This window comes from Sphingopyxis sp. 2PD (assembly GCF_005503695.1).
Classification (GTDB): Bacteria; Pseudomonadota; Alphaproteobacteria; order Sphingomonadales; family Sphingomonadaceae; genus Sphingopyxis.
Window position 1 is genome coordinate 51,542 of record NZ_SCMU01000010.1, and the last position, 24,305, is coordinate 75,846.

Annotated in this window: 27 protein-coding genes; 9 read left to right on the top strand and 18 right to left on the bottom strand. The window is 64.4% G+C overall.

Translation table 11 applies throughout. The features are described 5' to 3' along the window. The first annotated feature begins 1 nt into the window (after position 1). Positions 2–400 carry a PaaI family thioesterase gene (locus tag FFS18_RS09610; RefSeq protein WP_137870626.1) on the top strand — a complete coding sequence of 133 codons (399 nt, stop codon included), beginning with the start codon at positions 2–4 and terminating at the stop codon, positions 398–400. Between the two features lie 57 nt (positions 401–457). Here the strand turns inward: FFS18_RS09610 and FFS18_RS09615 are convergent, their stop codons facing one another. Beyond that, on the bottom strand, positions 458–1,288 hold the full coding sequence (locus FFS18_RS09615) for an outer membrane protein (RefSeq protein WP_137870627.1): 831 nt from the start codon (positions 1,286–1,288) through the stop codon (positions 458–460). Between the two features lie 169 nt (positions 1,289–1,457). Here FFS18_RS09615 and parE point away from each other — a divergent pair, with 169 nt between their 5' ends. Beyond that, positions 1,458–3,437, top strand: coding sequence for a DNA topoisomerase IV subunit B (gene parE, locus FFS18_RS09620; RefSeq protein WP_137870628.1), 1,980 nt, complete (start codon positions 1,458–1,460; stop codon positions 3,435–3,437). 37 nt (positions 3,438–3,474) lie between these two features. Further along, entirely contained in the window at positions 3,475–4,785 is a 1,311-nt protein-coding gene (locus FFS18_RS09625) for a serine hydrolase (protein ID WP_137870629.1), read from the top strand. 18 nt (positions 4,786–4,803) lie between these two features. Here FFS18_RS09625 and FFS18_RS09630 read toward each other — a convergent pair whose 3' ends face one another. From FFS18_RS09630 to uvrC, 7 genes are all read right to left on the bottom strand, one after another. Then, the gene (locus tag FFS18_RS09630) at positions 4,804–5,595 is read right to left on the bottom strand and encodes a LysR family transcriptional regulator (protein ID WP_137870630.1); all 792 of its coding nucleotides are present in this window, start codon (positions 5,593–5,595) and stop codon (positions 4,804–4,806) included. Continuing rightward, complete coding sequence (gene apaG / locus FFS18_RS09635) at positions 5,592–5,993, bottom strand: Co2+/Mg2+ efflux facilitator ApaG/CorD (protein ID WP_120218160.1); 402 nt, start codon at positions 5,991–5,993, stop codon at positions 5,592–5,594. Before apaG ends, FFS18_RS09630 begins: the two co-directional genes overlap by 4 nt. Positions 5,994–6,010: 17 nt before the next feature. Next, positions 6,011–7,216: a trans-sulfuration enzyme family protein gene (locus FFS18_RS09640; RefSeq protein ID WP_137870631.1), complete on the bottom strand. Its 1,206-nt coding sequence runs from the start codon at positions 7,214–7,216 to the stop codon at positions 6,011–6,013. A 117-nt stretch (positions 7,217–7,333) separates the two neighbouring features. Continuing rightward, positions 7,334–8,380 carry a 3-isopropylmalate dehydrogenase gene (gene leuB, locus FFS18_RS09645; RefSeq protein ID WP_137870667.1) on the bottom strand — a complete coding sequence of 349 codons (1,047 nt, stop codon included), beginning with the start codon at positions 8,378–8,380 and terminating at the stop codon, positions 7,334–7,336. Positions 8,381–8,546: 166 nt separating this feature from the next. Then, entirely contained in the window at positions 8,547–9,284 is a 738-nt protein-coding gene (gene recO, locus FFS18_RS09650) for a DNA repair protein RecO (RefSeq protein WP_137870632.1), read from the bottom strand. Next, positions 9,272–9,664: a PaaI family thioesterase gene (locus tag FFS18_RS09655; protein WP_120216206.1), complete on the bottom strand. Its 393-nt coding sequence runs from the start codon at positions 9,662–9,664 to the stop codon at positions 9,272–9,274. Before FFS18_RS09655 ends, recO begins: the two co-directional genes overlap by 13 nt. Before the next feature lie 53 nt (positions 9,665–9,717). Further along, positions 9,718–11,652: an excinuclease ABC subunit UvrC gene (uvrC, locus tag FFS18_RS09660; RefSeq protein WP_137870633.1), complete on the bottom strand. Its 1,935-nt coding sequence runs from the start codon at positions 11,650–11,652 to the stop codon at positions 9,718–9,720. A 68-nt stretch (positions 11,653–11,720) separates the two neighbouring features. Between uvrC and FFS18_RS09665 the strand changes: the two genes are divergently transcribed. After that, positions 11,721–12,440: an SDR family oxidoreductase gene (locus tag FFS18_RS09665; RefSeq protein WP_137870634.1), complete on the top strand. Its 720-nt coding sequence runs from the start codon at positions 11,721–11,723 to the stop codon at positions 12,438–12,440. A 269-nt stretch (positions 12,441–12,709) separates the two neighbouring features. Here the strand turns inward: FFS18_RS09665 and FFS18_RS09670 are convergent, their stop codons facing one another. The 8 genes from FFS18_RS09670 to FFS18_RS09705 form a co-directional block, all read right to left on the bottom strand. Continuing rightward, positions 12,710–13,237, bottom strand: a complete 528-nt coding sequence (locus FFS18_RS09670; RefSeq protein ID WP_137870635.1) for a F0F1 ATP synthase subunit B family protein — start codon at positions 13,235–13,237, stop codon at positions 12,710–12,712. After that, positions 13,230–13,730 carry a F0F1 ATP synthase subunit B family protein gene (locus FFS18_RS09675; protein ID WP_120216210.1) on the bottom strand — a complete coding sequence of 167 codons (501 nt, stop codon included), beginning with the start codon at positions 13,728–13,730 and terminating at the stop codon, positions 13,230–13,232. The genes FFS18_RS09670 and FFS18_RS09675 overlap by 8 nt, the downstream gene beginning before the upstream one ends. 79 nt (positions 13,731–13,809) lie before the next feature. Continuing rightward, positions 13,810–14,037 (bottom strand): F0F1 ATP synthase subunit C, encoded by a 228-nt coding sequence (locus FFS18_RS09680; protein WP_003044110.1) that lies wholly within the window; start codon positions 14,035–14,037, stop codon positions 13,810–13,812. Positions 14,038–14,078: 41 nt separating this feature from the next. Further along, the gene (locus tag FFS18_RS09685) at positions 14,079–14,864 is read right to left on the bottom strand and encodes a F0F1 ATP synthase subunit A (protein WP_137870636.1); all 786 of its coding nucleotides are present in this window, start codon (positions 14,862–14,864) and stop codon (positions 14,079–14,081) included. A 67-nt stretch (positions 14,865–14,931) separates the two neighbouring features. Next, positions 14,932–15,252 (bottom strand): AtpZ/AtpI family protein, encoded by a 321-nt coding sequence (locus FFS18_RS09690; RefSeq protein WP_137870637.1) that lies wholly within the window; start codon positions 15,250–15,252, stop codon positions 14,932–14,934. 208 nt (positions 15,253–15,460) lie between these two features. Then, positions 15,461–15,865 (bottom strand): YdbL family probable chaperone protein, encoded by a 405-nt coding sequence (locus FFS18_RS09695; protein WP_137870638.1) that lies wholly within the window; start codon positions 15,863–15,865, stop codon positions 15,461–15,463. Between the two features lie 14 nt (positions 15,866–15,879). Next, on the bottom strand, positions 15,880–16,059 hold the full coding sequence (locus FFS18_RS09700) for a YnbE family lipoprotein (protein WP_137870639.1): 180 nt from the start codon (positions 16,057–16,059) through the stop codon (positions 15,880–15,882). A 32-nt stretch (positions 16,060–16,091) separates the two neighbouring features. Further along, a complete protein-coding gene (locus tag FFS18_RS09705) occupies positions 16,092–19,280 on the bottom strand; it encodes an intermembrane phospholipid transport YdbH family protein (protein ID WP_249340358.1) in 3,189 nt (1,062 codons plus the stop codon). A 169-nt stretch (positions 19,281–19,449) separates the two neighbouring features. Here FFS18_RS09705 and radC point away from each other — a divergent pair, with 169 nt between their 5' ends. Both radC and rnk read left to right on the top strand, forming a co-directional pair. Then, a complete protein-coding gene (radC, locus tag FFS18_RS09710) occupies positions 19,450–20,160 on the top strand; it encodes a RadC family protein (RefSeq protein WP_137870640.1) in 711 nt (236 codons plus the stop codon). 229 nt (positions 20,161–20,389) lie between these two features. After that, positions 20,390–20,788: a nucleoside diphosphate kinase regulator gene (rnk, locus tag FFS18_RS09715; RefSeq protein ID WP_137870641.1), complete on the top strand. Its 399-nt coding sequence runs from the start codon at positions 20,390–20,392 to the stop codon at positions 20,786–20,788. A 69-nt stretch (positions 20,789–20,857) separates the two neighbouring features. Here rnk and FFS18_RS09720 read toward each other — a convergent pair whose 3' ends face one another. Together FFS18_RS09720 and FFS18_RS17585 are read right to left on the bottom strand one after the other, a co-directional pair. After that, entirely contained in the window at positions 20,858–21,331 is a 474-nt protein-coding gene (locus FFS18_RS09720; protein ID WP_137870642.1) for a calcium-binding protein, read from the bottom strand. 31 nt (positions 21,332–21,362) lie between these two features. After that, positions 21,363–21,635 carry a hypothetical protein gene (locus FFS18_RS17585; RefSeq protein ID WP_212743036.1) on the bottom strand — a complete coding sequence of 91 codons (273 nt, stop codon included), beginning with the start codon at positions 21,633–21,635 and terminating at the stop codon, positions 21,363–21,365. A 196-nt stretch (positions 21,636–21,831) separates the two neighbouring features. Between FFS18_RS17585 and purB the strand changes: the two genes are divergently transcribed. The 3 genes from purB to pyrF all read left to right on the top strand — a co-directional run bounded on the left by purB (position 21,832) and on the right by pyrF (position 24,236). Next, a complete protein-coding gene (purB, locus tag FFS18_RS09730; protein ID WP_137870643.1) occupies positions 21,832–23,148 on the top strand; it encodes an adenylosuccinate lyase in 1,317 nt (438 codons plus the stop codon). Positions 23,149–23,217: 69 nt separating this feature from the next. Further along, the gene (locus FFS18_RS09735; RefSeq protein ID WP_137870644.1) at positions 23,218–23,565 is read left to right on the top strand and encodes a lipopolysaccharide assembly protein LapA domain-containing protein; all 348 of its coding nucleotides are present in this window, start codon (positions 23,218–23,220) and stop codon (positions 23,563–23,565) included. Beyond that, positions 23,562–24,236 (top strand): orotidine-5'-phosphate decarboxylase, encoded by a 675-nt coding sequence (gene pyrF, locus FFS18_RS09740; RefSeq protein WP_137870645.1) that lies wholly within the window; start codon positions 23,562–23,564, stop codon positions 24,234–24,236. The genes FFS18_RS09735 and pyrF overlap by 4 nt, the downstream gene beginning before the upstream one ends. Positions 24,237–24,305: the final 69 nt, after the last annotated feature.

The following is a 24,305-nucleotide window of genomic DNA, read 5'->3' on the forward strand; positions in this document are numbered from 1 at the left end:
GGTGAGGCCGTTCGCTCAGGAGTTCGAGTTCGCGCGCGCGCTTGGCCTGCAAATGGTCGAGCGCGGCGACGGGCGCTGCGTGATGGCGATCGACGTCAATCGCCATCAGCATTTCAGCCCGCAAGGTGCCGCGCACGGCGGTGTTGCCTATTCACTGGCGGACACCGCGATGGGGGGTGCGCTGACCAGCGTGCTCGACGCCGATCGATGGTGCGCGACGCTGGAGATCAAATTCAACTATCATGTCCGTGTCGGTGAAGGGCGGCTCACCTGCGAGGCGCAAGTGCTGCACCGCGGCAAACGTGTCGCCAATATCGACGCCAAACTGTATCAGGATGGCCGCCTGGTCAGCAGTGCGAACGGAAATTTCGCGATCTTCGCGGCACCGACGCCCGAATAGCCAAAAAGGCGCCGGACCTTTCGATCCGACGCCTTTCAACTACTTATTTTCAATAGTTTAGAAACGGAAGCTCAGCGTCCCGCGCACGCTGTGGGTGCGGAAATGGTCGCTGCTGCGCTTCATGTCGGTCCCGCCACCATTGAGCAGGAACGGGTTGGTCGCGGGTGCCGTACCCTGGCCGACATTGACGACAAAATCATTGTCCTTGATGTCGGTGTACAGATATTCGAGCCCAACCGCGATGTTGTTGGTCACCATGATTTCGGCGCCGCCGCCTGCGGTATAGCCCCAGCCGTTGGTCTTGCCGTTGTCGGCAAAGCTGTTGGCGGTGTTGCTCGTGGTCAAGCGGTTATCGAGACGGGCATAGGCGCCGCCACCGGTCACATAGAACAACGCGCCGCCACCGGGGGTGTAACCGGCGCGCAGGCGGGCATTCGCCTGATAATCGGCTTCACGGCTGAAGGTGTAGCTCGCCGGCGTGGTCGAAAATGCGGTGACGCTGTCGCGCGCCACGCTGCGACCGCCCTCGATCACGGCGCCAAGGACGAAATTGCCCATGCGCTTGTCAAAGCCGAACCGGGCGAAATATTCGGGGCCGTCCTTGTCGTTGCGGCAATTGAGGTTGGCGGTACTGGTGGCCGCACCATTGCAGAAGCCGGTCGAGAAGGCGTTGGCGCCGCCCACGGTCGTGACCTGGTCGCCATAGGTGCCATCGCGGTTGGTATCGAACAGCACGGTTTCGCCGCGATCGCTGCCTTGCAACGTGCCGCCGCCGCCAATGCTGATGTAGGGACCGTCAAAATCCTGTGACGGGTCGCGGTCCTGCGCGAAGGCCGGGACGGCGACGGTGCTGGCCGCCAGAACGGCGAGGAGAGAAAGAGCTTTCATGTTTTACTCCGCTTTTTGAATGACTTTTTAGTCACCCGCCAAACCCGTCCTGCTTGCCCAAAGTTCCGTCGACACACAAAAACGGGACGAATCGAGTGCCTGCGGTCCGGTTCGCATCGCCCGAAAACCGCGCTTGCCAGCGGGCTTTCCCGCCCCCTATAGCCAAGGCATGAGTCACGATTTGTTCGACGCCGCGACCCCGGCTACCGAGAGCTACAATGCTTCGCAGATCGAGGTGCTGGAGGGGCTGGAGCCCGTCCGGCGGCGCCCCGGCATGTACATCGGCGGCACCGACGAGCGCGCGCTGCACCACCTGGCCGCCGAGGTGATCGACAACAGCATGGACGAGGCGGTGGCGGGCCATGCCAGCCGCATCGAAATCACGCTCGATGTCGGGAACCGGCTGACCGTCACCGATAACGGCCGCGGCATCCCGATCGATCCGCATCCGAAATTTCCCGGCAAATCGGCGCTGGAGGTGATCCTGACGACGCTGCATTCGGGCGGCAAGTTCGAAGGCAAGGCCTATGCGACATCGGGCGGCCTGCACGGCGTCGGGATCAGCGTCGTCAACGCGCTGTCGATTGATACCGAGGTCGAAGTGGCGCGCGGCAAGCAGCTCTATCGCCAGCGCTTTGCGCGCGGCACTCCGGTCGGCGGGCTTGAGGAGCTCGGCCCGACCCCCAACCGGCGCGGGACCAGCGTGTCGTTCATCCCCGACCCCGAAATCTTTGGCGACCATCAGCGCTTCAAGCCGCAGCGGCTGTATCGCATGGCGCGGTCAAAGGCCTATTTGTTCGCGGGCGTGGAAATTCGGTGGAAATGCGCCGCCGAGTTGATCGGTGACGACACCCCTGCCGAAGCCACCTTCCAATTTCCGGGTGGTCTCGCCGATCATTTGAAGGAGCAGATCGGAACGCGCGAATGTGCGACCGCCGAGCCGTTCATCGGCCGTCAGGATTTTCCGGGCGACCAGGGCCGCGCTGAATGGGCGATTGCCTGGCCGCTGTGGTCCGACGGCAGCTATAGCTGGTATTGTAACACCATTCCGACCCCCGCCGGCGGCACGCACGAGGCGGGGCTGCGCGCGGCGCTGACCAAGGGTTTGCGCGGTTTTGGCGAGCTGATCGGTCAGAAAAAGGCGGCGCAGATCACCGCCGAGGACGTGTTCAACGGCGGTGAGATGATGCTGTCGGTGTTCATTCGCGACCCGCAGTTCCAGAGCCAGACCAAGGACCGGCTGAGCAGCCCGGAAGCGGCGCGCCTGACAGAAAACGCCGTTCGCGACCATTTCGACCATTTCCTGTCGGACAATATGGACCGTGGCCGCGCGCTGCTCGGGCTTGTGCTCGATCGCATGGACGAGCGACTGAAGCGCAAGGCCGAGCGCGAGGTCAAGCGCAAGACGGCAACCAGCGGGCGAAAGCTTCGCCTGCCCGGCAAGCTGACAGATTGTGCGAATGATGGCCCCGAAGGCACGGAATTGTTTATCGTCGAAGGCGACAGTGCCGGCGGCAGCGCCAAGCAAGCGCGCGACCGCAAGACGCAGGCGATCCTGCCGATCCGCGGCAAGATACTGAACGTAGCGAGCGCGAGCGCCGACAAGATCCGCGCCAATCAGGAGATCGCCGACCTGGCGCTCGCGCTGGGCTGCGGCATGCGCAAGGATTGCGATGCCGACCGGCTGCGCTACGAAAAAATCGTGATCATGACCGATGCCGATGTCGACGGCGCGCATATCGCGACCTTGCTGATGACCTTTTTCTTTCAGGAAATGCCCGACATCGTACGCCGCGGGCATGTCTATCTGGCGCAACCGCCGCTCTATCGCCTGACCGCGGGCAGCATGTCGGCCTATGCGCGCGACGACGGGCATCGCGCCGAGCTTGAAGCGACGCAGTTCAAGGGCAAGAAAGTCGAGGTCGGCCGCTTCAAAGGGTTGGGAGAAATGAATCCTAACCAATTGAAAGAAACGACGATGGACCCCGCCACGCGCTCAATGCTGCGCGTTACGCTCCCACAGGAATATGAGGAGCGACATCTGGTCAAGGATCTGGTCGACCGGTTGATGGGCAAGCATCCCGAACATCGTTTCCAGTTCATTCAGGCCAATGCCGCGACGCTCGACGAGGCGGCGATCGACGCGTAGGATTGCCGCTGAATTTTCGCCGGAAACGGGGGTCGTCATGGTCCGAAAGACTATTTTACTGGCATTTACGCTTGGGCTGACGTTGCCCGCCGGACCGAGCCTGGCGCAGTCGCCCGAAATGCAGGCCGCGGCTGACTCCGCCTTCGAGCGACGCGCTGCGCAGCTTGTCGATGTGCTGGGCGGCTCGGTTGCCTTCGCCGATTATTTCGACCCGACATTCCAATCCGCCCTGCCCGAGGCGCAGTTCAGGGCGATGACCGCCAGCCTGATCGCGCAATATGGCAAGCCGATCGCCGTCGAGAAGCTGGCGTCGAACGACGGCCGTTCAGGCTCGCTTGCGCTGCGGTTCGAGAAGGGCGTCGGGACGGTACTGCTCGACGTTGGCGCCGATCCCGACGCGCGCGTCATCGGCCTGCGCCTGACCGGCTTTGAAATGGCGAACGACAGTTTCGACACCGTCGCCGCCGAAATTGCCGCATTGCCGGGGTCGACCGGCTTCCTCGTTGCCGAAATCACCGGCGACACCGTTCGCCCGCTCGCATCGGCCAACCCCGACCAGCAATTCGCCGTCGGATCGACCTTCAAGCTCTATATTCTCGATGAACTGGCGGCCCAGGTCGCCGCGAAGAAGCGCCGCTGGTCCGATGTCGTGCCGCTTTCGCATCTCAGCTTTTCGTCGATGGGCACCGCAAACTGGCCGAAGGATACACCGGTCACGCTGCAAAGCCTGGCGAACTGGATGATTTCGGTCAGCGACAACAGCGCGACCGACACGCTGATCCTCCAGCTCGGCCGCGAGGCGATTGAGGCGCGGATGCGGGCGGCAGGGCACAGCAATCCGTCGCGCAATATTCCGTTTCTGACCACGGTCGAGGCCTTTGCCCTCAAGGGCAACAATTTCGGAAGCGAGCGCTCCACCTTTATTGCGGGTGACGATGCGGCGCAACGCGAACTGATCAATGCCAACCAGCACCGATTGACCCTGTCCAATGTTGACGGCGTGAGCTTCGCCGGAAAACCGCGCTATATCGACAGTCTCGAATGGTTCGCCAGCCCCAACGACGTCGCAAAATTGATGATCGACCTGCGCAAGCGCAACTCGCCGACGGCGATGTCGGTGATGGCGATCAACCCCGGCGTAAATCCGGGCGCCACCAAGGATTGGAGCTGGCTCGGTTACAAAGGCGGGTCCGAACTGGGCGTAATATCGATGAGCCTGCTTGGCGAACGCAAGTCCGACGGCAAATGGTTCGTGGTCACCGCAAGCTGGAACAACCCCGACGCGCCGGTGGCAACCGAAACGATGGTCAGCCTGGTGACCCGACTGTTGGCGCTGGCCGCCAAATAGCGACCCGATGCGCGATGTTTACGCCGTCAACGCGGCAACCAGCGCCTTGACCTTGGCCTGTCGCCATTGCGGCGTCGGCGCGACCAGCCAGTAACCGCGCTTCACTGTAACGGCCTCGCCAATCTGGCGAACGCGGCCCGCCGCAATATCGGCCTCGGCAAGCATTGCCGGGACATTGGCGTGGCCAAGTCCGTTGGCTGCCGCATCGATGGCGAGACCGGCGTCGCCCAAACGCAGCGCCGGTTCGCCATCGGCGACCGGGCAGCCCGGCCAAGCGATCCGCGTGTCGCTACTGCTGCCCGGGCCCGCAACAGTCACCATCAGCGGATCGGCGAGCGCCACGCCCTCATGATCACCCGCGCCGTCGGTCCAGAAAATCGCGAGATCGAGGTTGGCCTCGGTGAAGTCGATGCCGCTGTCGGCGGACACCAAGGTGAAACGCACGTCGGGCGCCTGCTGGCTATAGCGCGCGAGCCGCGGCGCCAGCCATTTGGCGGTCAGATCGCGCGGCGCTGCAATCGTCAGCGATTGCGACGATTGCCCCGCCTGCATCGCGCGGACCGACTCCTCGAACTGCAGAAAGCCTTGTCGCAGCGCATCAAGGCCTGCCTCGGCCTCACCGGTCAGCTCCAAGCCCTTGGGCGTGCGGCGGAACAGCACGACGCCGAGCATATCCTCGAGCGCGCGGATTTGCTGTCCAACCGCAGCCGGGGTTACCGCCAGTTCGTCGGCAGCGCGCGTGAAGCTCAAATGCCGGGCAGCGGCGTCGAACACGCGCAGGGCGTTGAGCGGCAGGTGCGTGCGCTTCATGCGGCGGTCGCAGGCGCCACGAGCGGGAAATGCGGGATCGCGACCAGCATCTGCGATCCGTCGCCGATTTCCATCGCATAACTGCCGACCATCGACCCTTCGGGGGTTGGTAGCGGGCAGCCCGACACATAGTCATAGGCGCCGCCGGGCGCGATCAGCGGCTGTTCGCCGACGACCCCTTCGCCTTCGACTTCGCTGATCTGGCCGCGCCCGTCGCTGATCCGCCAATGACGACTGATCAGCTGGACCGCGACGTCGCCATGATTTTCGATCCGGACATGATAGGCCCAGAACCAGCGACCGAGCGCCGGGTGCGACTGTTCGGGCAGATAGCTGACCGACACACGCACCGTGACGGGGCCGGTGGTCGCGGCAAAGGGGAAGAAGGAGTCGATCATCGCGCCCACAGCGTCGCTCAAAGCCCGACTTTGGTCAATGCCTGGTCCAGATCGGCGATCAGGTCGCGCGGGTCTTCGAGCCCGATATTGATCCGCAGCATGCCGTCAACGACCCCCATGTCGGCGCGCGCTTCGGCGCTGACGCTATAATGGGTGGTCGATGCGGGGTGGCAGCACAAGCTCCGTGAGTCGCCGATGTTGTTCGAAATATCGACCAGTTCGAGCGCGTTGAGCAGCGCCATCGCCTGTTCGCGCCCTTCGAGAATGAAGGAAAAGATCGGCCCGCACGCCTCCATCTGGCTCATCGCCAGATTATGCTGCGGATGGCTGGCAAGACCGGGGTGGAGGATCTTCGGCACCCGCTTTTCGACAAATTTGCCGACCGCCAGTGCATTCTCCGACTGTCGCCGCGCGCGCAGGTCGAGCGTTTCGAGGCCTTTCAGCACCACCCACGCGTTGAACGGTGACAGGTTGGGGCCGGTATTGCGCTGGAACGGCAGCAGCACGTCGTTGATGAATTTCTCGGTCCCGCACACCGCGCCCGCGAGCACACGCCCCTGCCCCTCCATCAGCTTGGTCGCCGAATAGGCGACGACGTCGGCGCCGAAGTCCATCGGGCGCTGAAGCACGCTCGTGGCAAAGGCATTGTCGACCACCGTCGTGATGCCGTGCGCGCGCGCGACGCTGCACACATGTTGCATGTCGACAATATCCATCGTCGGGTTCGCAGGTGTTTCGAAGAAAAAGACCTTGGTGTTTGACTTGATGGCCTTTTCCCACGCGTCGTTGTCGCGCCCGTCGATCACAGTCGTTTCGATTCCGAAGCGCGGGCACAGCTGGTCGACCAGCCAGCGGCACGATCCGAACGCAGCTTTGGCCGCGACGATATGGTCGCCCGCCGACAGCTGGCAGAGCAAGGCGGTCGTCATCGCCGCCATGCCCGTCGCCTGCGTCCGGCACGCCTCGGCGCCCTCCATCAGCGCGATGCGCTCCTCGAGCATCGCGACGGTCGGGTTCTGGAGCCGCGAATAGGTCATGCCCTGCGCCTCGCCCGCGAAACGCGCGGCGACCGTCTCGGCATCGTCATAGGTGTAGCCCGAGGTCAGGAACAGCGCCTCCGACGTTTCGCCATGTTCGCTGCGCCAGGTGCCGCCGCGCACCGCCTGGGTCGCCGGGTGCCAGTTGCGGGTGGTGCTGCGATCGAAGCCCGTGGTCTTTTTCATCTCAACCGTCCGTGTATTTCTAGCTGTCTAAACCGTAGCCCTGAGCTTGTCGAAGGGCGCTCCTCGCCGGGAGGCGCTTTCGACAAGCTCAGGGCTACGGTGAGTAATGTGCGGCTTTCACGCGCTCAAAGCCGCAACGACCGCATCGCCCAGAGCAGAAGTGCCCATGTTTCCGCCCAGATCGGCGCCGCGGCAACCATCTGCGAGTATCTTGGCCACCGCCGCCTCGATCCGCGCCGCGCTCGCTTCGTCGCCGCCCGAATGGCGGAGCAGCATCGCGAGCGAGAGGATCATCGCCAGCGGATTGGCGACGCCCCTGCCCGCGATGTCGGGTGCGCTGCCGTGGATCGGCTCGTACAGGCCCAAGTGGCCTTCGCTGAGCGACGCGGATGCGAGCAGCCCGATCGACCCGACGCACATCGACGCCTGATCGGACAAGATGTCGCCGAACAGGTTCCCGGTGACGACGACATCGAACTGGCCCGGATTGCGCACGAGCTGCATCGCGGCATTGTCGACATACATATGCGTCAGCGCAACGTCGGGATATTCCGCCGCAACCTCGATCACCACGTCGCGCCACAGCTGCGACGTTTCGAGCACATTCGCCTTGTCGACCGAGCAAAGCCGCTTCGCGCGGCCATGCGCCGCGCGGAACGCGACATGCGCGATGCGCCGCACCTCGCTCTCGCTGTACGACATGACGTCATAACCCTCGCGCTCTCCCCCCACGGTCGTACGCATGCCCTTTTCGCCGAAATAGACGTCGCCGTTGAGCTCGCGAACGATCAGCAGATCGATCGCCGCCGCGACTTCGGGGCGCAGTGCCGAGCTGCCTTCGAGCCCGGCGAATAATTTGGCCGGGCGAAGATTCGCGAAAAGGCCCAATTCGGCGCGCAGCCCGAGGATCGCCTGTTCGGGGCGCAGATGCCGCTCGACATTGTCGAAGCGTGGATCGCCGACCGCACCGAACAGGATCGCATCGGCGGCTTTTGCCTTTTCGAGCGTTTCAGCCGGCAGCGGATGGCCGGTCGCTTCGAACGCCGCCCCGCCGACAAGCGCGCGGTCGAGCGTGACGGGAAGCGCGAGCGCGCCAAGGACCTTTTCGGCCTCCACCATGATCTCGGGACCGATACCGTCGCCAGCCAGCAGCAGGATTTTCAATGCGTCACCCTTTTCGTCCAGAAACACCGTTCGCCCTGAGCTTGTCGAAGGGCCGCTCTTCTCTTTGGCGCCGTCAAAGAAAGGACGGTGCTTCGACAAGCTCAGCACAAACGGAGTGGGCGGATAGTCCCGGTTCGACGCTGCTCCTCTAGGCAGCACGGCCGAGTCACGCAACCGCCCTCTTGAGCCGGTCGACCAATCTTTCCCTTGCCGTCAGCAAGTCCCGGTTGCGGCCATCGAGGACGTCACGGTCGAGGAAATGGCCGGTGATGATCAGCCCGTCGATTACATCGTCCATCGCGGGATTTGCATCGTGACCCGGCAGGAAGCCCGGCAGGCGAAACAACCGTTCCTCATAACCCGCCGCCGCTGCAAGGCTCACCGCGCCGCCCGATTTCGGGCTGACGAAAGCAAGCTCGTTCGTCGAACTCGTCACCACGCATTCCTCGAGGTTCAGCCCGAAACCCAGTTCAGCGAGCAGCAGCAATTCGTAGCGCGCCAGCGCGGCCGCCCATTGCCGCGCCGCGGAGGCGGCGCCGATCGCGTCGAGCACCGCCGAAAGCGCGGCATATAGCGCGGGGTAGGGCTGGCTTTCAGGCAGCGTTGCCGCGGTCAGGCTGGTCACCCAGTCGATCGCCGCCGCCGCGAGCGGTTCGGCCAATAGCGGCGCGCGGCTGGCGAGCAACTCGGCGGTCGCACTCGCCAACTGCTCCTCGGTCCGCGCGCGCAGCTCGATCGCGACCAGATTGCCCGGGATAAGGATCGGGCGCAGCCGCGTCGACCGCCCGCCGCGCACATAGCCGCCAACAAGTCCCGCTTCCTCGGTCAAAGCGCGCAGAATGGCACCATGTTCGCCATGCGCACGGACCGCGCAGACGATCGCGGTGGCGGTCAGGCTGGCCAAAGCACCATCTGCGTCTGCGTTACCAACGCCACGTCGGCGCCGTCCTCGGTGCGAATGCACGTCTGCCACACCGACAGCCGCTTGCCGATCTTCACTGGGGTCGCCTCTCCTACCAACACCGATCCGACCGGCCCGGCGCCAAGGAAATTGGTCTTGCTCTCGATCGTCGTCGTGCCCTGCGCGCCTTCGGGCAGCGTCAGGAACGCGCCGACAGCGCCAAGACAGTCGGCGAAGGCCATGATAGCGCCGCCATGGACGATATGGCCCGCGGTGCAAATCTCGGGACGCACGGGCAGTTTGCCCGCGACGCGATCCTTGCTTCCTTCGTGGATCGTAACGCCGAGCGTTCCCGCAAGCGGCATGGCGGCTGCAAAATCCATGTCCTGTCCCTTCCTAACCCAAACCCCTCCCCTGAAAGAGAGGGGCTCAATCTTCATCCCCCCGGATTGTAGAAATCATAGACCGCCTGCGCCACACCGGCACTGACCCCAGGCGCTTTCTGCAGATCCTCCAGGCTCGCCCCCTTGATCGCGCGGGCGGTGCCGAAGTGCATCAACAGCGCCTTCTTGCGCGCCGGGCCGATGCCCGGCACCTCGTCGAGCGGCGAGCTGCCCATCGCCTTCGCGCGTTTCGCCCGGTGCGCGCCGATCGCAAAACGGTGCGCCTCGTCGCGAAGCCGCTGGATATAGAACAGCACCGCATTGTTCGTCGGCAGCGTGAATTCGCGCCCGTCGGGGTGATAGAAGGTCTCGCGCCCGGCGTTGCGATCCGGCCCCTTGGCGACCCCGACGAACGGCAGGTCGTCGATCCCGAGCTCGGCAAAAACCGATGCGACCGCCGAAACCTGCCCCTTGCCGCCGTCGATCAGTACTAGGTCGGGCCATTCGCCCTTCGTTCGTTCGGGATCTTCCTCGATCGCGCGTGCGAAGCGGCGCTGGAACACCTCGCGCATCATCGCGAAATCGTCGCCCGGCTGGGTTTCGGCGCGCTTGATGTTGAACTTGCGGTATGCGCCCTTGATCCAGCCCTCGGGGCCGGCGACGACCATCGCGCCAAGCGCATTGGTTCCCTGAATATGACTGTTGTCGTAGATTTCGATGCGCTGCGGCGGTTCGTCGAGGTCGAACAGATCGGCGAGCTCGCGTCCGAGCTTGGCCTGGCTGCTGCTTTCGGCGAGGCGTCGGTCGAGTTCCTCGCCCGCATTGCGCACCGCCTGATCGAGCAGACGCTTGCGGTTGCCGCGCTGCGGCACGCTGATCTCGACCTTGCGCCCCGCCGCTTCGCCAAGCGCTTCGGCGAGCAATGCGCATTCGTCGGGTTCGCGATCGACGAGGATCAGTTTCGGCGGCGGCAGGCCTTCGTAGAATTGCATGAGGAAGCTTTCGAGTACCTCGCCCTCGGGTACGCCTGCGACATGCGCGGGGAAAAAGCTGCGATGCCCCCAATTTTGCCCGCCGCGGATGAAGAAGCCCGCGATGCAGAGCTGGCCGCCCTTCGCCGCGAGCGCAAACACATCGGCGTCACCCAGCCCGTCGGCGTGGACCGACTGGCTGCCCTGAATGAAGGTCAGTGCCTTCAGCCGGTCGCGCAGCACCGCGGCCTGCTCATAGTCCATCGCTTCGGCGGCCTTAGTCATCGCGTCGCCCAGCCGCTTCTGCACGGCGGTCGAGCGGCCTTCGAGGAAGTCCTGCGCGTCGCTTACCAGCGCCGCATAATCGGCCTTGGCGATGCGATCGACGCACGGCGCGCTGCACCGCTTGATCTGATAGAGCAGGCACGGCCGCGAGCGATTGGCGAAGAAACTGTCGGTACAGCTGCGCAGCAGAAAGGTTTTTTGCAGCGCGTTGAGCGTGCGCCCCACCGAACCCGCGCTCGCGAATGGACCATAGTAGCGCCCCTTGGCGCGCCGTGCGCCGCGATGCTTCTGCACGCGCGGAAAATCATGGTCGGTGCGCAGCAGGATGAAGGGGAAGCTTTTGTCGTCGCGGAGCAGCACATTGTACGGCGGGCGGTAGCGCTTGATCAGCTGCGCCTCGAGCAGCAGTGCCTCGGCCTCGCTGGTCGTCGTGACGATCTCCATCGCGCGCGTCTGCGACACCATCCGCTGCAGGCGCTGCGGCAGCCGCGCGACCTGCGTGTAGTTGGTGACCCGGTTCTTGAGCGCGCGCGCCTTCCCGACATAGAGCACGTCGCCGCGCGCATCGAGCATGCGGTAAACGCCCGGACGCACCGGCAATTTGCGCACGACGCTGCGGATCGCCTCGGCCCCGCGCTCGAGGTCGGGCTTGTCGCCCTCCTCGCCGCCGCCGCGCACGACATAGGTCGCCTTCTCTTCATTGAATCGGTCGGGAGCGTTCGGGCGGGCCATGATTTTGCATGTAGGCGAAGGTGATACGACCCGCCATAGTGTGCAGGGTAAAACATGGGAGGGGTCTTATGGAGTTACGCGGCAAACTGGCGCTGGTCACCGGCGGGAGCGACGGCATCGGGCGCGAGATCGCGCTACAATTGCAGGGGCTCGGCGCTGATGTGATCGTCACGGGGCGCTCGACGGAAAAGCTTCAAGCGATGGCGGCGCTGGGATTCGGCACGATCGCCGGCGATCTGTCGACCGCCGCAGGGGTCGATGCCGTCGTGACGAGCGTAGCGGGGAAACCGCTCGCCATACTCGTCAATAATGCCGGGATCGGCAGCGAATATGAGCTTGAGGACGCCGGGACGCTGGGCAGTGCGGAATTGTGCATCCGGACCAACCTCGACGCCCCAATCGCGCTTTGCACCCGCTTGCTACCTGCGCTGCGCGCCCAGCGCGAGGCGACGATCGTCAACGTCACCTCGGGCCTTGCGATCGCGCCGCGCGCCGGCGGTGCGATCTATTGCGCCACCAAGGCCGGGCTCCGGAGTTACACCCAGGCGATCCGTCACCTGCTCAAGGACAGCAATGTCCGTGTGATCGAGGCGTTACCGCCCGTCGTCGAAACCAACCTGACCGCGGGTCGCAGCGGCAAGAAAATGAGCGCCCACGATTGTGCCGCTGAAATCGTCCACGGCATCCGCACCGGCAAGGCCGAGATCAACGTCGGCATGGTAAAGATTTTGCAGCTGGTCCACAGCATCTCACCGGCTCTGGCGCGGCGGATCATGATCAAGTTCTGAGGCAGGAAGGCGTTTGCCGAAGCATAGCTGTCGATGGACGGAATGTCGGGCGTGGGGTGGCTTCCCGATCATCCCAACCTCCGTTCGTGTCGAGCGAAGTCGAGACATGCCGAAGGCCCACGCCAAGCCACGCGTATCTCGACTTCGCTCGATACGAACGGGGATTGGATTGAACGGCTGCTTCCAGTCGTCAGCAGCCGAGCCGTCCACATACAGCAAAACGCCCGCGGAAATCCGCGGGCGTTCTGTATTCGGCAATGTCCGGGTAATCAGCCCTTCGCGACGCTCGCAATGGCCTGATCGACCAGCGCCTTGTCGGCGTTGGCGTCATGCTTTTCGGCGATCAGCGCAGCTGCCGCGGCGGTCGCCGCCTTGGCGGTCGCTGCGCGGACTTCGGCGAGTGCGCCGGCTTCGGCCGCCGCGATGCGATCTTCGGCCATCTGCTTGCGGCGTCCGATCAGCGCGGTAGCGTCGGCTTTCGCCTTGGCGATCACCGCTTCGGCTTCGGCCTCGGCACGCGCGCGCATGTCGTCGGCTTCCTTCGTCGCCGTCGCCAGTTTCGCTTCATACTCGGCCTTCAGCGATTCGGCGTCGAGACGCAGCGCTTCGGCTTCGTTCAATTGCTTCGAAATCTCGGCAATCCGCTTGTCGAGCATGGCGCCGATCGCGCCCGGAACGCCCTTCCAGATCAGGATGCCCAGGAAAACGAGCATCGCGATCGAGACCCAGACCGTTGCGTCCATCCCGAATGCGGTCGGAGCGGCGCCTTCGGCAAAAATCAGCGTCAGATTAGCCATGGAGCACCGCCTTCACCGCTGCCTTGGCGTCCGCCGCAGCAACCTTTACGCCCGACAGCTTGGCGACCAAGTCGCCCGCTGCGTCGGCCGCGACCGATTCGATTTCCGCCATCGCCGATTTGCGCGCCGCTGCAACACCGGCTTCCGCTGCAGCCAGCTTCTCGCTGAGTTCGGCGTCGACCTTGGCCAGACGCTTTTCGGCATCCTTTGCGGCCTTGTCCTTGGCGGCAGCCACCGCCTTTTGCGCAGCAGCACGGCTTGCGTCGCTCTGCTGGCGATAGCTTTCTTCCAGATTGTCCGCGGCGGCGTGCGCCGCCTTGGCGGCAGCCAGATCGTCGGCAACCTTGCGGTCACGGGCGTCCACCGTCGCTTCGATCTTGGGCAGCATGCCACGACCGATCACCAGGTAAATCCCGGCGAAGACGACCAGCAGCCAGAAAAGCTGCGAGGCAAGATACCAGTTGTCAGCGGTGAGCTGGGCTATTTGAGGCATGGAAGGCGAGCCTTAACTTACTGAAAAACCTGCATGGGAAGGCCAACCCCGCCGGGGTCGGCGCTACCCGATCGTCGGATCAGACGACGAACAGCAGGATCATCGCAACGACGAACGCCAGCAGGCCGAGAAGTTCGGCAGCGGCGAAGCCGATGAACAGGCGGCCCTGCTGGCCGTCGGCGGCTGCCGGGTTGCGCAGCGCGCTTTCGAGGAAGCTGCCGAACACGTTGCCCACGCCGATGGCGGCCATGCCGGCACCAATGGCTGCCAGACCGGCACCGATCAGCTTTGCTGCTTCTGCGTCCATTATATTACTCCTTGGTATAATCGTTTGAAAATAAACGTAACTTAGTGAAGGTTGACCGCGTCGTTGATGTACAGCGAGGTCAACAGGGCGAAAACATAAGCCTGAATGCCGGCCACCAGCAGCTCGAGCGCGCTGATCCCGATCATCAGGATGAAGCTGAGCACCGACACGATCGAACCGAGCCAGAGCGTTTCAGCGTTGAAACCGTTGATGACAAAGCCCGACAGCACTTTCAGCAGCACGTGACCCGCGGTCATCGCGACGAACAGGCGCAGGCCAAGGCTGAACGGGCGGACCATGAACGACACGAACTCGATCGGCGCAATGATGGGGATCATCGGCAGCGGCGTTCCGTGCGGCACGAAAAGCGAAAAGAAGTGGAGCCCATGGCGCCAGAAACCGACGACGAGGACGATCGCAAAGCTGATCAGCGCGAGCACGCCGGTGATCGCGATATGGCTGGTGACGGTGAAGGGATGCAGCCCCAGCACGCCCAGCGGCAACATGCCGAGCAGGTTGCAGAACAGGATGAACATGAACAGCGAGAAGACATAGGGCGTATATTTGCGGCCTTCGGTGCCGATATTCGCTATCATCATGTTCGAAATGAAGCCGGTGAAGCCTTCGACCGCGGCCTGCCAGCGGCCCGGAACGAGCTGGCGGCGCATGCCGCCCCACATGAACAGGCCCAGCGCAATCGCCGCGATCACCATCCACAGCGCGCTGTTGGTGAACAGGACTTCATGCCCGCCGAGGTTGAAACCGCCGCCGAGCGGGGTCACCTCGAACTGGTGCATCGGGTCGATCTTGCCGGATTCCGCCGCCACTCTTCACTCCACGCGTCTGGCGAGGCGGCGAATGCGCCGTCCCGCTGAAAATATCTGGCGCGCCCCGCTAGTTGCGCGGCGTCTTTGACAGGCGAATGATGTTCCGAAAGGCCACGATTATGCCCATGAACAACATCACCAACAGACCCCAGGGTGACGTTTCCGCGAAGCGGTCGATCAGCCAGCCGAACAAGGCGCCGCCGATCAAACCGCCCAGCAGTTCGGCCAGAACGCGGTTGCCGAGCCGATAGTTGGCATCGGATTCCAGTCCGGCGTTCACCGCGGTCCGTTTTGCCTCTGCGGCTTCGGCCCGGTCCAATCGCTTGTTGAGCGAGACCAGGCGCGAATCCTCTGAGCCAAGTTCCGGATCGCTGCCGTTCCCCGTCATTTTGTGCCATCCTCCTGAAACAGAACCGGAAAGCCCCGATTCCGCCTGCGAAAAAAGGCCCGAAAATTCGGGGGACCCCTAAGGCGCGGTCCGTTTAGGAATGACGCCCGATTAAGTCAATGCTTGTGCGCAAGTGCACAAAAATGCCGCCGCGTTTAGGGGCGCGGCGGCATGTGGCGCCCGCGGGCGCCCTTGAACGATCGTTCGATTACGGACAGCTGGCGTTGCGGACCGGCGGACTCTCGCCGCGCGTCAGCCAGCGGCCGTCGGGCGCCTGATATTTCTCGCCCGGCTTCGTGTTGGCGATCAGGTTGCAACCGCTCGTAAAAGCGAATTGCTCCACCGTGCTGCCCGTCGCCTGCGCGCGTTCGGTATAGGCGGCTTTGCGCTTGATATTGAGATCCTGCACCAACGCCCGGATCGCCGGGGTCGGGGTGCTGGCGAAGCCCAGATAGCCGTCGGGCTGCTCGCCGATCTGGCCCGCGGCGCGCGCCGCGGCATAAGCGGGATCGCGCTGCGCCATCGCTGACGGCACCGCAAGCGCAACGGCGGCGGTCGCCGCGATCGCGGCCAGCGCCAGTCCGGTCGGTTTCCACATCTTCACACGCATCATATCATTCCCTGTCATCAGAATATCTCGCTATTCTGCTCGATGAGCTTTTTGGCGTCGCCATCCAGCCTGTACACCACTTCCTGACGAATGTTGATGTTCAGGTTGATTTCGATCGGCTTGTCGGGCGTTTCGATCTGCACGCAACCGGTTACAGCCGCTGCACCGATCAGAACCGCCAGACTGCGACCGACCATGGCCCGCCTCCTTGCTCCTGTCTTGGGTGTGTTCATCGCATGGGCTCGCTTTCTGGAGGCTGAACGGGCGCAGATCGGGCTTTTTCGGCCGCTTCGGCTTCTTCCTGGGCGCGCATCAGCGCGGGCAGATTTTGTTCGATCAGCAGCGACGGATCGTAAAATCCATTCGCCGAGGTCAGCAGTTGGCGGAACGGCGCGGTAATCTTCACGTTGAAGACCAGCGGGATCCTGGCGACCGCATTGGTCAGGAAGTTGCGCGTCGCGCCCTCGCCCTGCCCCACGCCGCCAAAGCGGATATCGGTCACCATTTCGCCGTCGAGATCCCCGTTCAATATGATCGTCAGATCATCATATTTCAGGCTGCGGAGCGCACCAAAAGCAAAATTGGCGATCGCACCGAGATTGCGGTTCGACAATTCGCCGACATAGGCCAGTGTGCCGCCACCGGCGCGCGAATCGATGCGTCCCCCGACGATGCGTCCGCCCAGCCCGCTGAATTCGACCGGCAGGGTGCCGTCGAACTTGCCGGTCGCGTTGATATTCTCGAACCCGAAACTTTGCAGGAATACCGCCGCATCGACCCCGACGATGTCGAATGACAGCCGCCGCGTCTGTTCGGCGCCGAAGTCGAGCGTCGTCGGGTGGAGCAACAACTGCCCCCCGGCAAAGGGCCAGCTGCCACCCTCGACCCGCACGCGATTGTCGCCGAGCAGCTGATATTCGATTTCGCCGTCGAGCACCGGGATGCCGGGATTGATTTCCTTGATCTTGGCGATCTGCCCGGGAGCCGAGCGCAGCCCGATCAGATCGTCGAAGGTCAGCGTCGACGTCAGCCCGCTCACCGGGCCGAACGCCGCCGCCAGGCTGGCGTCGGCGGTGGCAAAGGTGCCGCGGCTGGTTACGCCATCGGCGGTCCATTCGATCCGACCATCGCCGACGACCGACCCGCGCACATTGGCGACGACGCCCAGCGCAAGGTTGGTCAACCGGTCGGGCTGGAACCGTTCGTCGAACCGCAGTTCCTTGACGAGCAGATCCGCCGAACCGCTGCCATCGGCCAGCCGGTGACGAATGATCGCGTCCAGAATCTTCGTGCCGGTCGTACGCTCGTTGAACGCGGCCTTGGCGTCGATCACCCCAGCGGCAAAGCGCAGGCTCGCATCGTTGCTGATCAGCGGCGCAAAGCGCGCTTCCGGCGCCGCGTCGGTCAGCAGCAGCCCGCCGTCAAGCATCAGCGCGCCATCGGCCCAGCGCCATCCGCCAGCGATTTCACTCATGTTGAGCGGCACCGCGCCGATCTTGGCGCTGGCATCGCGCAGATCGCCCGCCATGCCCTGTGCGGTGGAACGCCCGCTTATCGCCTGGGCACTCAAGCGCGTAACGCTATCTCCCTCCCCTAGCCGTAAATCGGCGAGCGCCAGCGACCAGCGCATCGTGGTCAGGTCGATGCTTGCCGGTCCGCTGGTCACGGCAAACGGCGAATCGCCGCTGGTGCCTCGCAGATTGATGCCCGGAATGCGAATTTGGCCGCGCAGGCCATCCGGCCCCGCGCTCAGCAAGGGCGCACCGGGGCGACTGCACAGATTGATCGCGCTGCGACCGACCTGGAAACCCGATATGGCGACGCGATCCGCGCTCACCCGGCTGCATCCCCCATCGAGCGCCAGCGCGCCGGTCGGCGCCAGAAAGCCGCTCAACGGCACGCTCAGCCGGTCGATACGCCCGCCCGCAAGCGGACCCGACACATCGGCGCGCGTCGCAAACCGCAGCAGGCCGCTGCGGTCGCCAGAAAAGCGCACCGGTGCCAGCGCGAGGCGCGCGGTGCCCGCCTGATAGGGGTCGAAGCTCGCTACACCGGTCATCGAACCGTCGCTACGGCGATCGAGGTTGACCGAACCGGCGGGCAGATCGCCGCCGCCGAAACGCCAGCGCCCGGCAGCGACAACCGTCGGCTGTGGCGCGCCATAACCATAGCTGATGCGGCTGTCGGCGCTGCCGGTGAAGCGGGCGCCGCTAGCGCTCGTCAATTGCGGCGCGATCAGGTCGATGCGGGCAAGACTGCCCTCCCCGGCCAGGGCGAACGACGCGCCGCCCCCGACATCGGCGAGCATCCGGCTGACCGCCGCGGCTGCCTTAGCCGCGAGTGGGCCAAGCGGCGTTTCGTCCAGGTTACGCGCGCCGTTCACAAGCGCGCGCCGCATCGCCGCACTGCCGCTCGCGCGGGCGAAACGGATTTGACCGTCCAGTTTCGGCGCGGAGCGCCCGACCACACCCTGTGCATCGACGTTTACCGTCTGGGCGGTGAAATCCGAACCGCGGACGCGCGCCATGGCGGCGTCGATATTCAGCTTGGTCGCCGCCGCATCGCCGTCGAACCTGGCGAGCACGCCCACCCGGTCCGCTTCGAGCGCACCCGCGATAAGTTTCGCGACACTGGCGTCGGCTTCGCCCTTCCAGCTTTGCAGATCCTCCGACAACGAGAGGTCAAGCGCGATCTGCGGCGACGCCGCCGCGATGCCGCCCTCGGCGCACGACAGGCTTTGGCCGCGCAAGGGACCGACGAGTTGGGGGCGGACGTCGCGCACCAGCAGTGTGCCATAGAAGCTGACGTCCTTACCATTGCACCCCGCGGCGGCGACGCGCGGCGCGACGAGCGCCAGTTTGCCGGTGAAATCGCGGCGGAGGTTGCCGCCGCCGTTCAGTGCGGCGCCGACATTGCCCCACGGCGTGTCGACCCGCGCGCGCGCGTCGCGCAGCACGACGGTCAGGTCGGGCAAGGCAAAGGGGTCGGTGCTCGTCGGGTCGCGAAACTTGTCGAGCGCCCCGAACGAGAGCCGCCCTCCCGAAAAACCGCCGTAGAGCCGAACCCCCTCGGCGCGGATCTCGGTGACATAGGGGCCGGACCAGCCATAACCCAGCAATACCTCGACCTTTTTCGCCGTCAGGTCGGGATTTTCGGGATCGCCAATCACGACATTCGACAGCCGCTCGCTGCGGAACCCGATCGCGTCGATGCGATATTGCGCCGGAACGCCCCTGCTGCCCAATTCATCGCTGATGAAGCGGTCGGCGATCGGTTCGCGGGCAATCCATATCCCCGCGATCACGACGATGACCGCGCCCGCGGTCAGCCAGCGCTTTTTGAACAGCAGCGTGCGATGCCGCCACCTTGGCTTCGGGCTATGGTCGGCTTCGCTCACGGTGCGGACGACCTCAGCCAAGTCGTGTCAGCGGATGACGTCATGGCGTCCACTCGTCCTCCGGTCCGACCCATAATCCTGGCAGCAACGCCGGAAATCCCGTTTCGCTGCAACAAATTGGTCCGGATTGCCATCATCTGTGTCCTATGCCCGTTGAGTGCGGCTCACAAGGCGGTTATTCGGCGGACCGATGGCTAATGCCGACACGCCTGCGCCTGTGCCCGATCTGGCCCCCGACCATGCGGGCCATCGCTCGCGGCTCCGCGGGCGGCTGATCGGTGGCGACGCCGATGGGATGGCCGATTACGAGCTGGTCGAATATCTCCTCGCGCTGGCGATCCCGCGCCGCGATACCAAGCCACTGGCCAAGGCGTTGCTGCGCGAATTCGGCTCGCTGGCTCAGCTGATCAGCGCCGATCCCGAATCGCTGCGCCGCGTCGATGGGCTGGGCGAATCGGGCATCGCGGCGCTCAAGATTGTCCAGACCGCCAGCCTGCGGCTGTTGAAGGGCGGGTTTCGCGACAAGCCCCTGCTTTCCAGCTGGGACGCGCTGCTCGACTGGCTGCGCGCCGACATGGGGCCGATCGACATAGAACGTGTGCGCGTCCTCTACCTGAACGCCCGCAACATGCTGATCCGCGACGAACTCGCCAGCGAGGGTTCGATCGACCAATCGGCAATCTATGTTCGCGAGGTGATCAAGCGCGCGCTGGAACTCGGCGCGTCGGCGATCATCCTCGTCCATAATCACCCCAGCGGCAGCCCCGAACCAAGCCGACAGGACATCGCGATCACCCGCGAAATCGCCGATGCGGGCGCGCGCCTGGGGATCGTCCTGCACGATCATATCATCATCGGCGGTTCGGAATATCGCAGCTTCCGCGCGATGGGACTTCTCTAACCGCCGGGTCGTCGACGCGCCGTATTTGACTTCGCCCGTGCGCTGCGACATCATTCAGGCCATGCAGATCCGGCGCGGCCTTCTTCGCTTCCGTTTCCACGGGGGACAACTTCTCGCGGGCCTTTAGCCCCGGGTTCCGGCGCACTTGCCCCGAACCCGGGGCAACCTTCCTTTGCAACACTGCTGCGCGCGATTCCGATCGCCGCGCCTCAGCCGGAAAGCTCGTGCCATGTCATATACCCAGGCCGCGAGGCCGCACATCCATATGATCGACAGCGATGCCGACATATTGACCGAACTCACGCTGTTAAAGCAGCGCGATTCGCTCAACCTTTACGAAGGCTTGCTCGATGAAATCGATCGCGCGACGATTTGTAGCCGTTCCGACATTCCATCCGACGTCGTCACAATGGGGTCGGAGGTGACCTTTGTCGACGCGACGAACGGCGCCGAGCGATCGGTGCGCCTAGTCTACCCGGGTGACGCCGATATCGCCGCTGGCCGCATCTCGATCCTGACGCCGGTCGGCGCGGGCCTGATTGGCCTCAGCGTCGGCCAGTCGATCAGCTGGCCCGACCGCAGCGGCGACGATCATGAGCTGAGAATCGTTTCGGTGCGGCAGCCTTAGGCTTTCGCGCGCACAGCGATGCGGCCGCCGGATCGCTCCGACGGCCGCACCACCCCGCGGGAAGCCTGTTCAGGCGCCGCGCGAAAGGAAACCGGTCAGCTCGGTCTTGTTGACCGCGCCCGATTTGTCGCCATCGGCGGCGGCAAACGCCTGCCCGATCCACGTCTTCACCTCAGCCGACTCGGTGTCGACGGTCGGTTCGGTGGCGGCGCGGAGTTTTTTCATCCACGCCGAAAATTCGGCCTCGTTCAGATCGCCATTGGCATCGCCGTCATAGGTCGGAAATTCCTTGTCGACGATCTGCGCGATCTGGCTCGGCGTTGCCGGGGCGCCCGCGGCGGGAGCCGGTTCGGTCGCCGTCGGCGGCGCCGAAGCGTCGGGGGCCGGAGCCGGGGCGGGCTCAGCCGGCATCGTCGTGTCGGGCGTCGTTGCCGGTTCGGCAGCGGTCGTCGGGGCGGCAGGATCGGCCGCCGGGGGGGTCGTCTGCGCCAGCGCCGGGAAACTCACAGCGGCGGCACCGATCAAAAGCATCTGTTTCAACATGGTTATTCTCCTAATTTGTTCGTCGGGGGGATTATTCCGGGACCGGTTCGGGCGTCGGCTCGGGCTCCGGAGCGGGTTGGTCAGCCGGCGGGTTCGGCTCGGCTGCCGGGGGTGTGTCGGTCGGCATGGCGTCCTCAGTCGGCGCCGTGCCGTCGGTCGGCTTGGCATCATCGGCGGGCTTTTCATCCGGCGCGGGTGCCATGGTGTCGATCGGGGCAGGTTTCTCACCCGTCGGGGCAGTGGTCTGCGCCAGCGCGGGGAAGCTCACCGCCGCGGCGCCGATCAAAAGCATATGTTTCAGCATGAAATTCTCCTTTCGCGGCGACTTTTGAGGCTTGGGGCCGGTCGCCTGTTCTGATGGGGCATGAAAGCAACCGCCGGGTTTGGGCATGGTTGCCGGTCTGCGGCATTTGGCGAAACGCCCCGTCCCTGCTACGGGGCGCCCCGGCGCGGTTCCGCAGGGATTCCGCGATGGAGCGCCCTAAAAGAAAGGAAATTCAATGGTTCCGCGTTACGCCAGGCCGGAAATGACCGCGATCTGGTCAGCCGAGAATCGCTTTCGCATCTGGTTCGAGATCGAAGCGCACGCCACCGACGCCCTTGCCGAGCTTGGAACCGTGCCGAAATCCGCTGCGAAGGCCTTGTGGGATTGGTGGGCGACAAATCCCGTCATCGACGTCGCCGCGATCGACGCGATCGAGGCGGTCACCAAACATGACGTCATCGCCTTTCTGACCTGGGTGTCGGAAAACGTCGGCGAAGAAGCACGCTTCATGCACCAGGGCATGACCAGCTCCGACGTTCTCGACACCTGCCTTGCGGTCCAGCTGGCGCAGGCCGCCGACCTATTGATCGCCGACCTTGATGCGCTGCTCGCCGCGATCAAGCGCCGCGCCTTTGAACATAAGCTGACCCCGACGATCGGTCGCAGCCATGGCATCCACGCCGAGCCGGTAACCTTCGGCCTCAAATTGGCGCAGGCTTATGCCGAATTCGACCGCTGCAAGGCGCGCCTGATCGCCGCCCGCGCCGAAGTCGCCACCTGCGCCATTTCGGGCGCCGTCGGCACCTTCGCCAACATCGACCCGCGCGTAGAGGCGCATGTCGCGGCCAAGCTCGGCCTGTCGATCGAACCCGTCTCGACGCAGGTCATCCCGCGCGATCGCCATGCGATGTTCTTTGCCACGCTCGGCGTCGTTGCCGGATCGATCGAACGCCTCGCGACCGAAGTCCGCCACCTTCAGCGCACCGAAGTTCTCGAAGCCGAGGAATATTTCTCGCCAGGGCAAAAGGGTTCGTCGGCGATGCCGCACAAGCGCAACCCGGTGCTGACCGAAAATCTCACCGGCCTCGCGCGCATGGTGCGCAGCGCGGTCGTTCCGGCGCTGGAAAATGTCGCGCTCTGGCACGAACGCGACATCAGCCATTCGTCGGTCGAACGCTTCATCGGTCCCGATGCGACGATCACCCTCGACTTCGCGCTTGGTCGCCTGACCGGGGTTGTCGACAAGCTGCTCGTCTATCCCGAACGGATGCAGAAGAACCTCGACCGCATGGGCGGCCTTGTCCATTCGCAGCGCGTTTTGCTGGCGCTGACGCAGGCGGGAGCAAGCCGGGAAGACAGCTATCTGCTGGTCCAGCGCAACGCGATGCGGGTTTGGGAAAGCGACGGCCAACTGTCGCTGCTCGACCTGCTGAAGGCCGATGCGGACGTCACCGCGCGGCTGTCAGCGGATCAGCTGACGGAACTTTTCGACCTCGGCTATCATATGAAACATGTCGACACGATCTTCGACCGGGTTTTCGGCTCCGCGTAACGCGGGGTGGAAACCCGCTGGAAACTCGCATAGGGTCGGCGGACCCAAGCGAATGAGGAGCAGACGATAGTGGGAATCCTGCGAACGATCATCTGGGTGTTGCTGACCGCGGTGCTGGTCATTTTTGCCATGGCGAACTGGCTGCCGGTGACGGTGACCATCTGGCCGGGGCAGGTGCTCGATACCAAATTGCCCGTGTTGATCCTTGCTGCGTTCCTGATCGGCAGCGTACCGATGTGGATCGCGTTGCGTACCACACGCTGGTCGTTGAAACGCCGCCTCGACACCAGCGAGCGCCAGCTCGCCGACATGCGCGCGCTGGCCAATCGTCCCGTGGAACCCGTGTCGGCGCCTGCGCCCACCCCCGCTCCCGCCACCGGAACCGCTTCCCCCAGCCTGCCACTGGATATCCCATGAGCTCGCCGCTTTATCTCGCCATCGATCATCCCCACCTCGACGCCGCGGTGACGCTGGCGCAAAAGGTGCGGCATCATGTCGGCGGGCTGAAGCTCGGGCTCGAATTTTTCTGCGCCAACGGGCATCACGGCGTGCATGAAATGGCCAAGCTTGGGCTGCCGATCTTCCTCGACCTCAAGCTCCACGACATTCCGAACACCGTTGCGAAAGCGATCCAGGCGCTGCGTCCGCTCGAACCCGCCATCCTGACCGTACACGCCGCGGGCGGCCGCGCGATGCTGGAAGAAGCCAAGGCGGTGGCGGGACTGAACACCAAGGTCGTTGCGGTCACCGTGCTGACCAGCCTCGACGCCCCCGACCTCGACGACATCGGCGTCGGCGGCACCCCGCATGATCAGGTCGTCCGCCTCGCCGCGCTGGCGCGCGAAGCCGGGCTCGACGGCATCGTCTGTTCGGGGCAGGAAGTGAAGGCGGCGCGCAAGGCTTGGCCCGGCGGCTTCTTCGTCGTTCCCGGCGTGCGGCCCTCCAACGGGAAGGCGGGCGACCAGAAACGCGTCGTCACCCCGGCGCAGGCGATGGCCGACGGCGCGTCGATCCTGGTCGTCGGACGCCCGATCAGCCAGTCGCCCGATCCCGACCTTGCAGCGCGCGAAATCGAAGCGACGCTTTAGCCCACCCCAATTCCCGTTCGTGTCGAGCGAAGTCGAGACACCCATCGGTACGAAGCTTGGTCGAGGGGC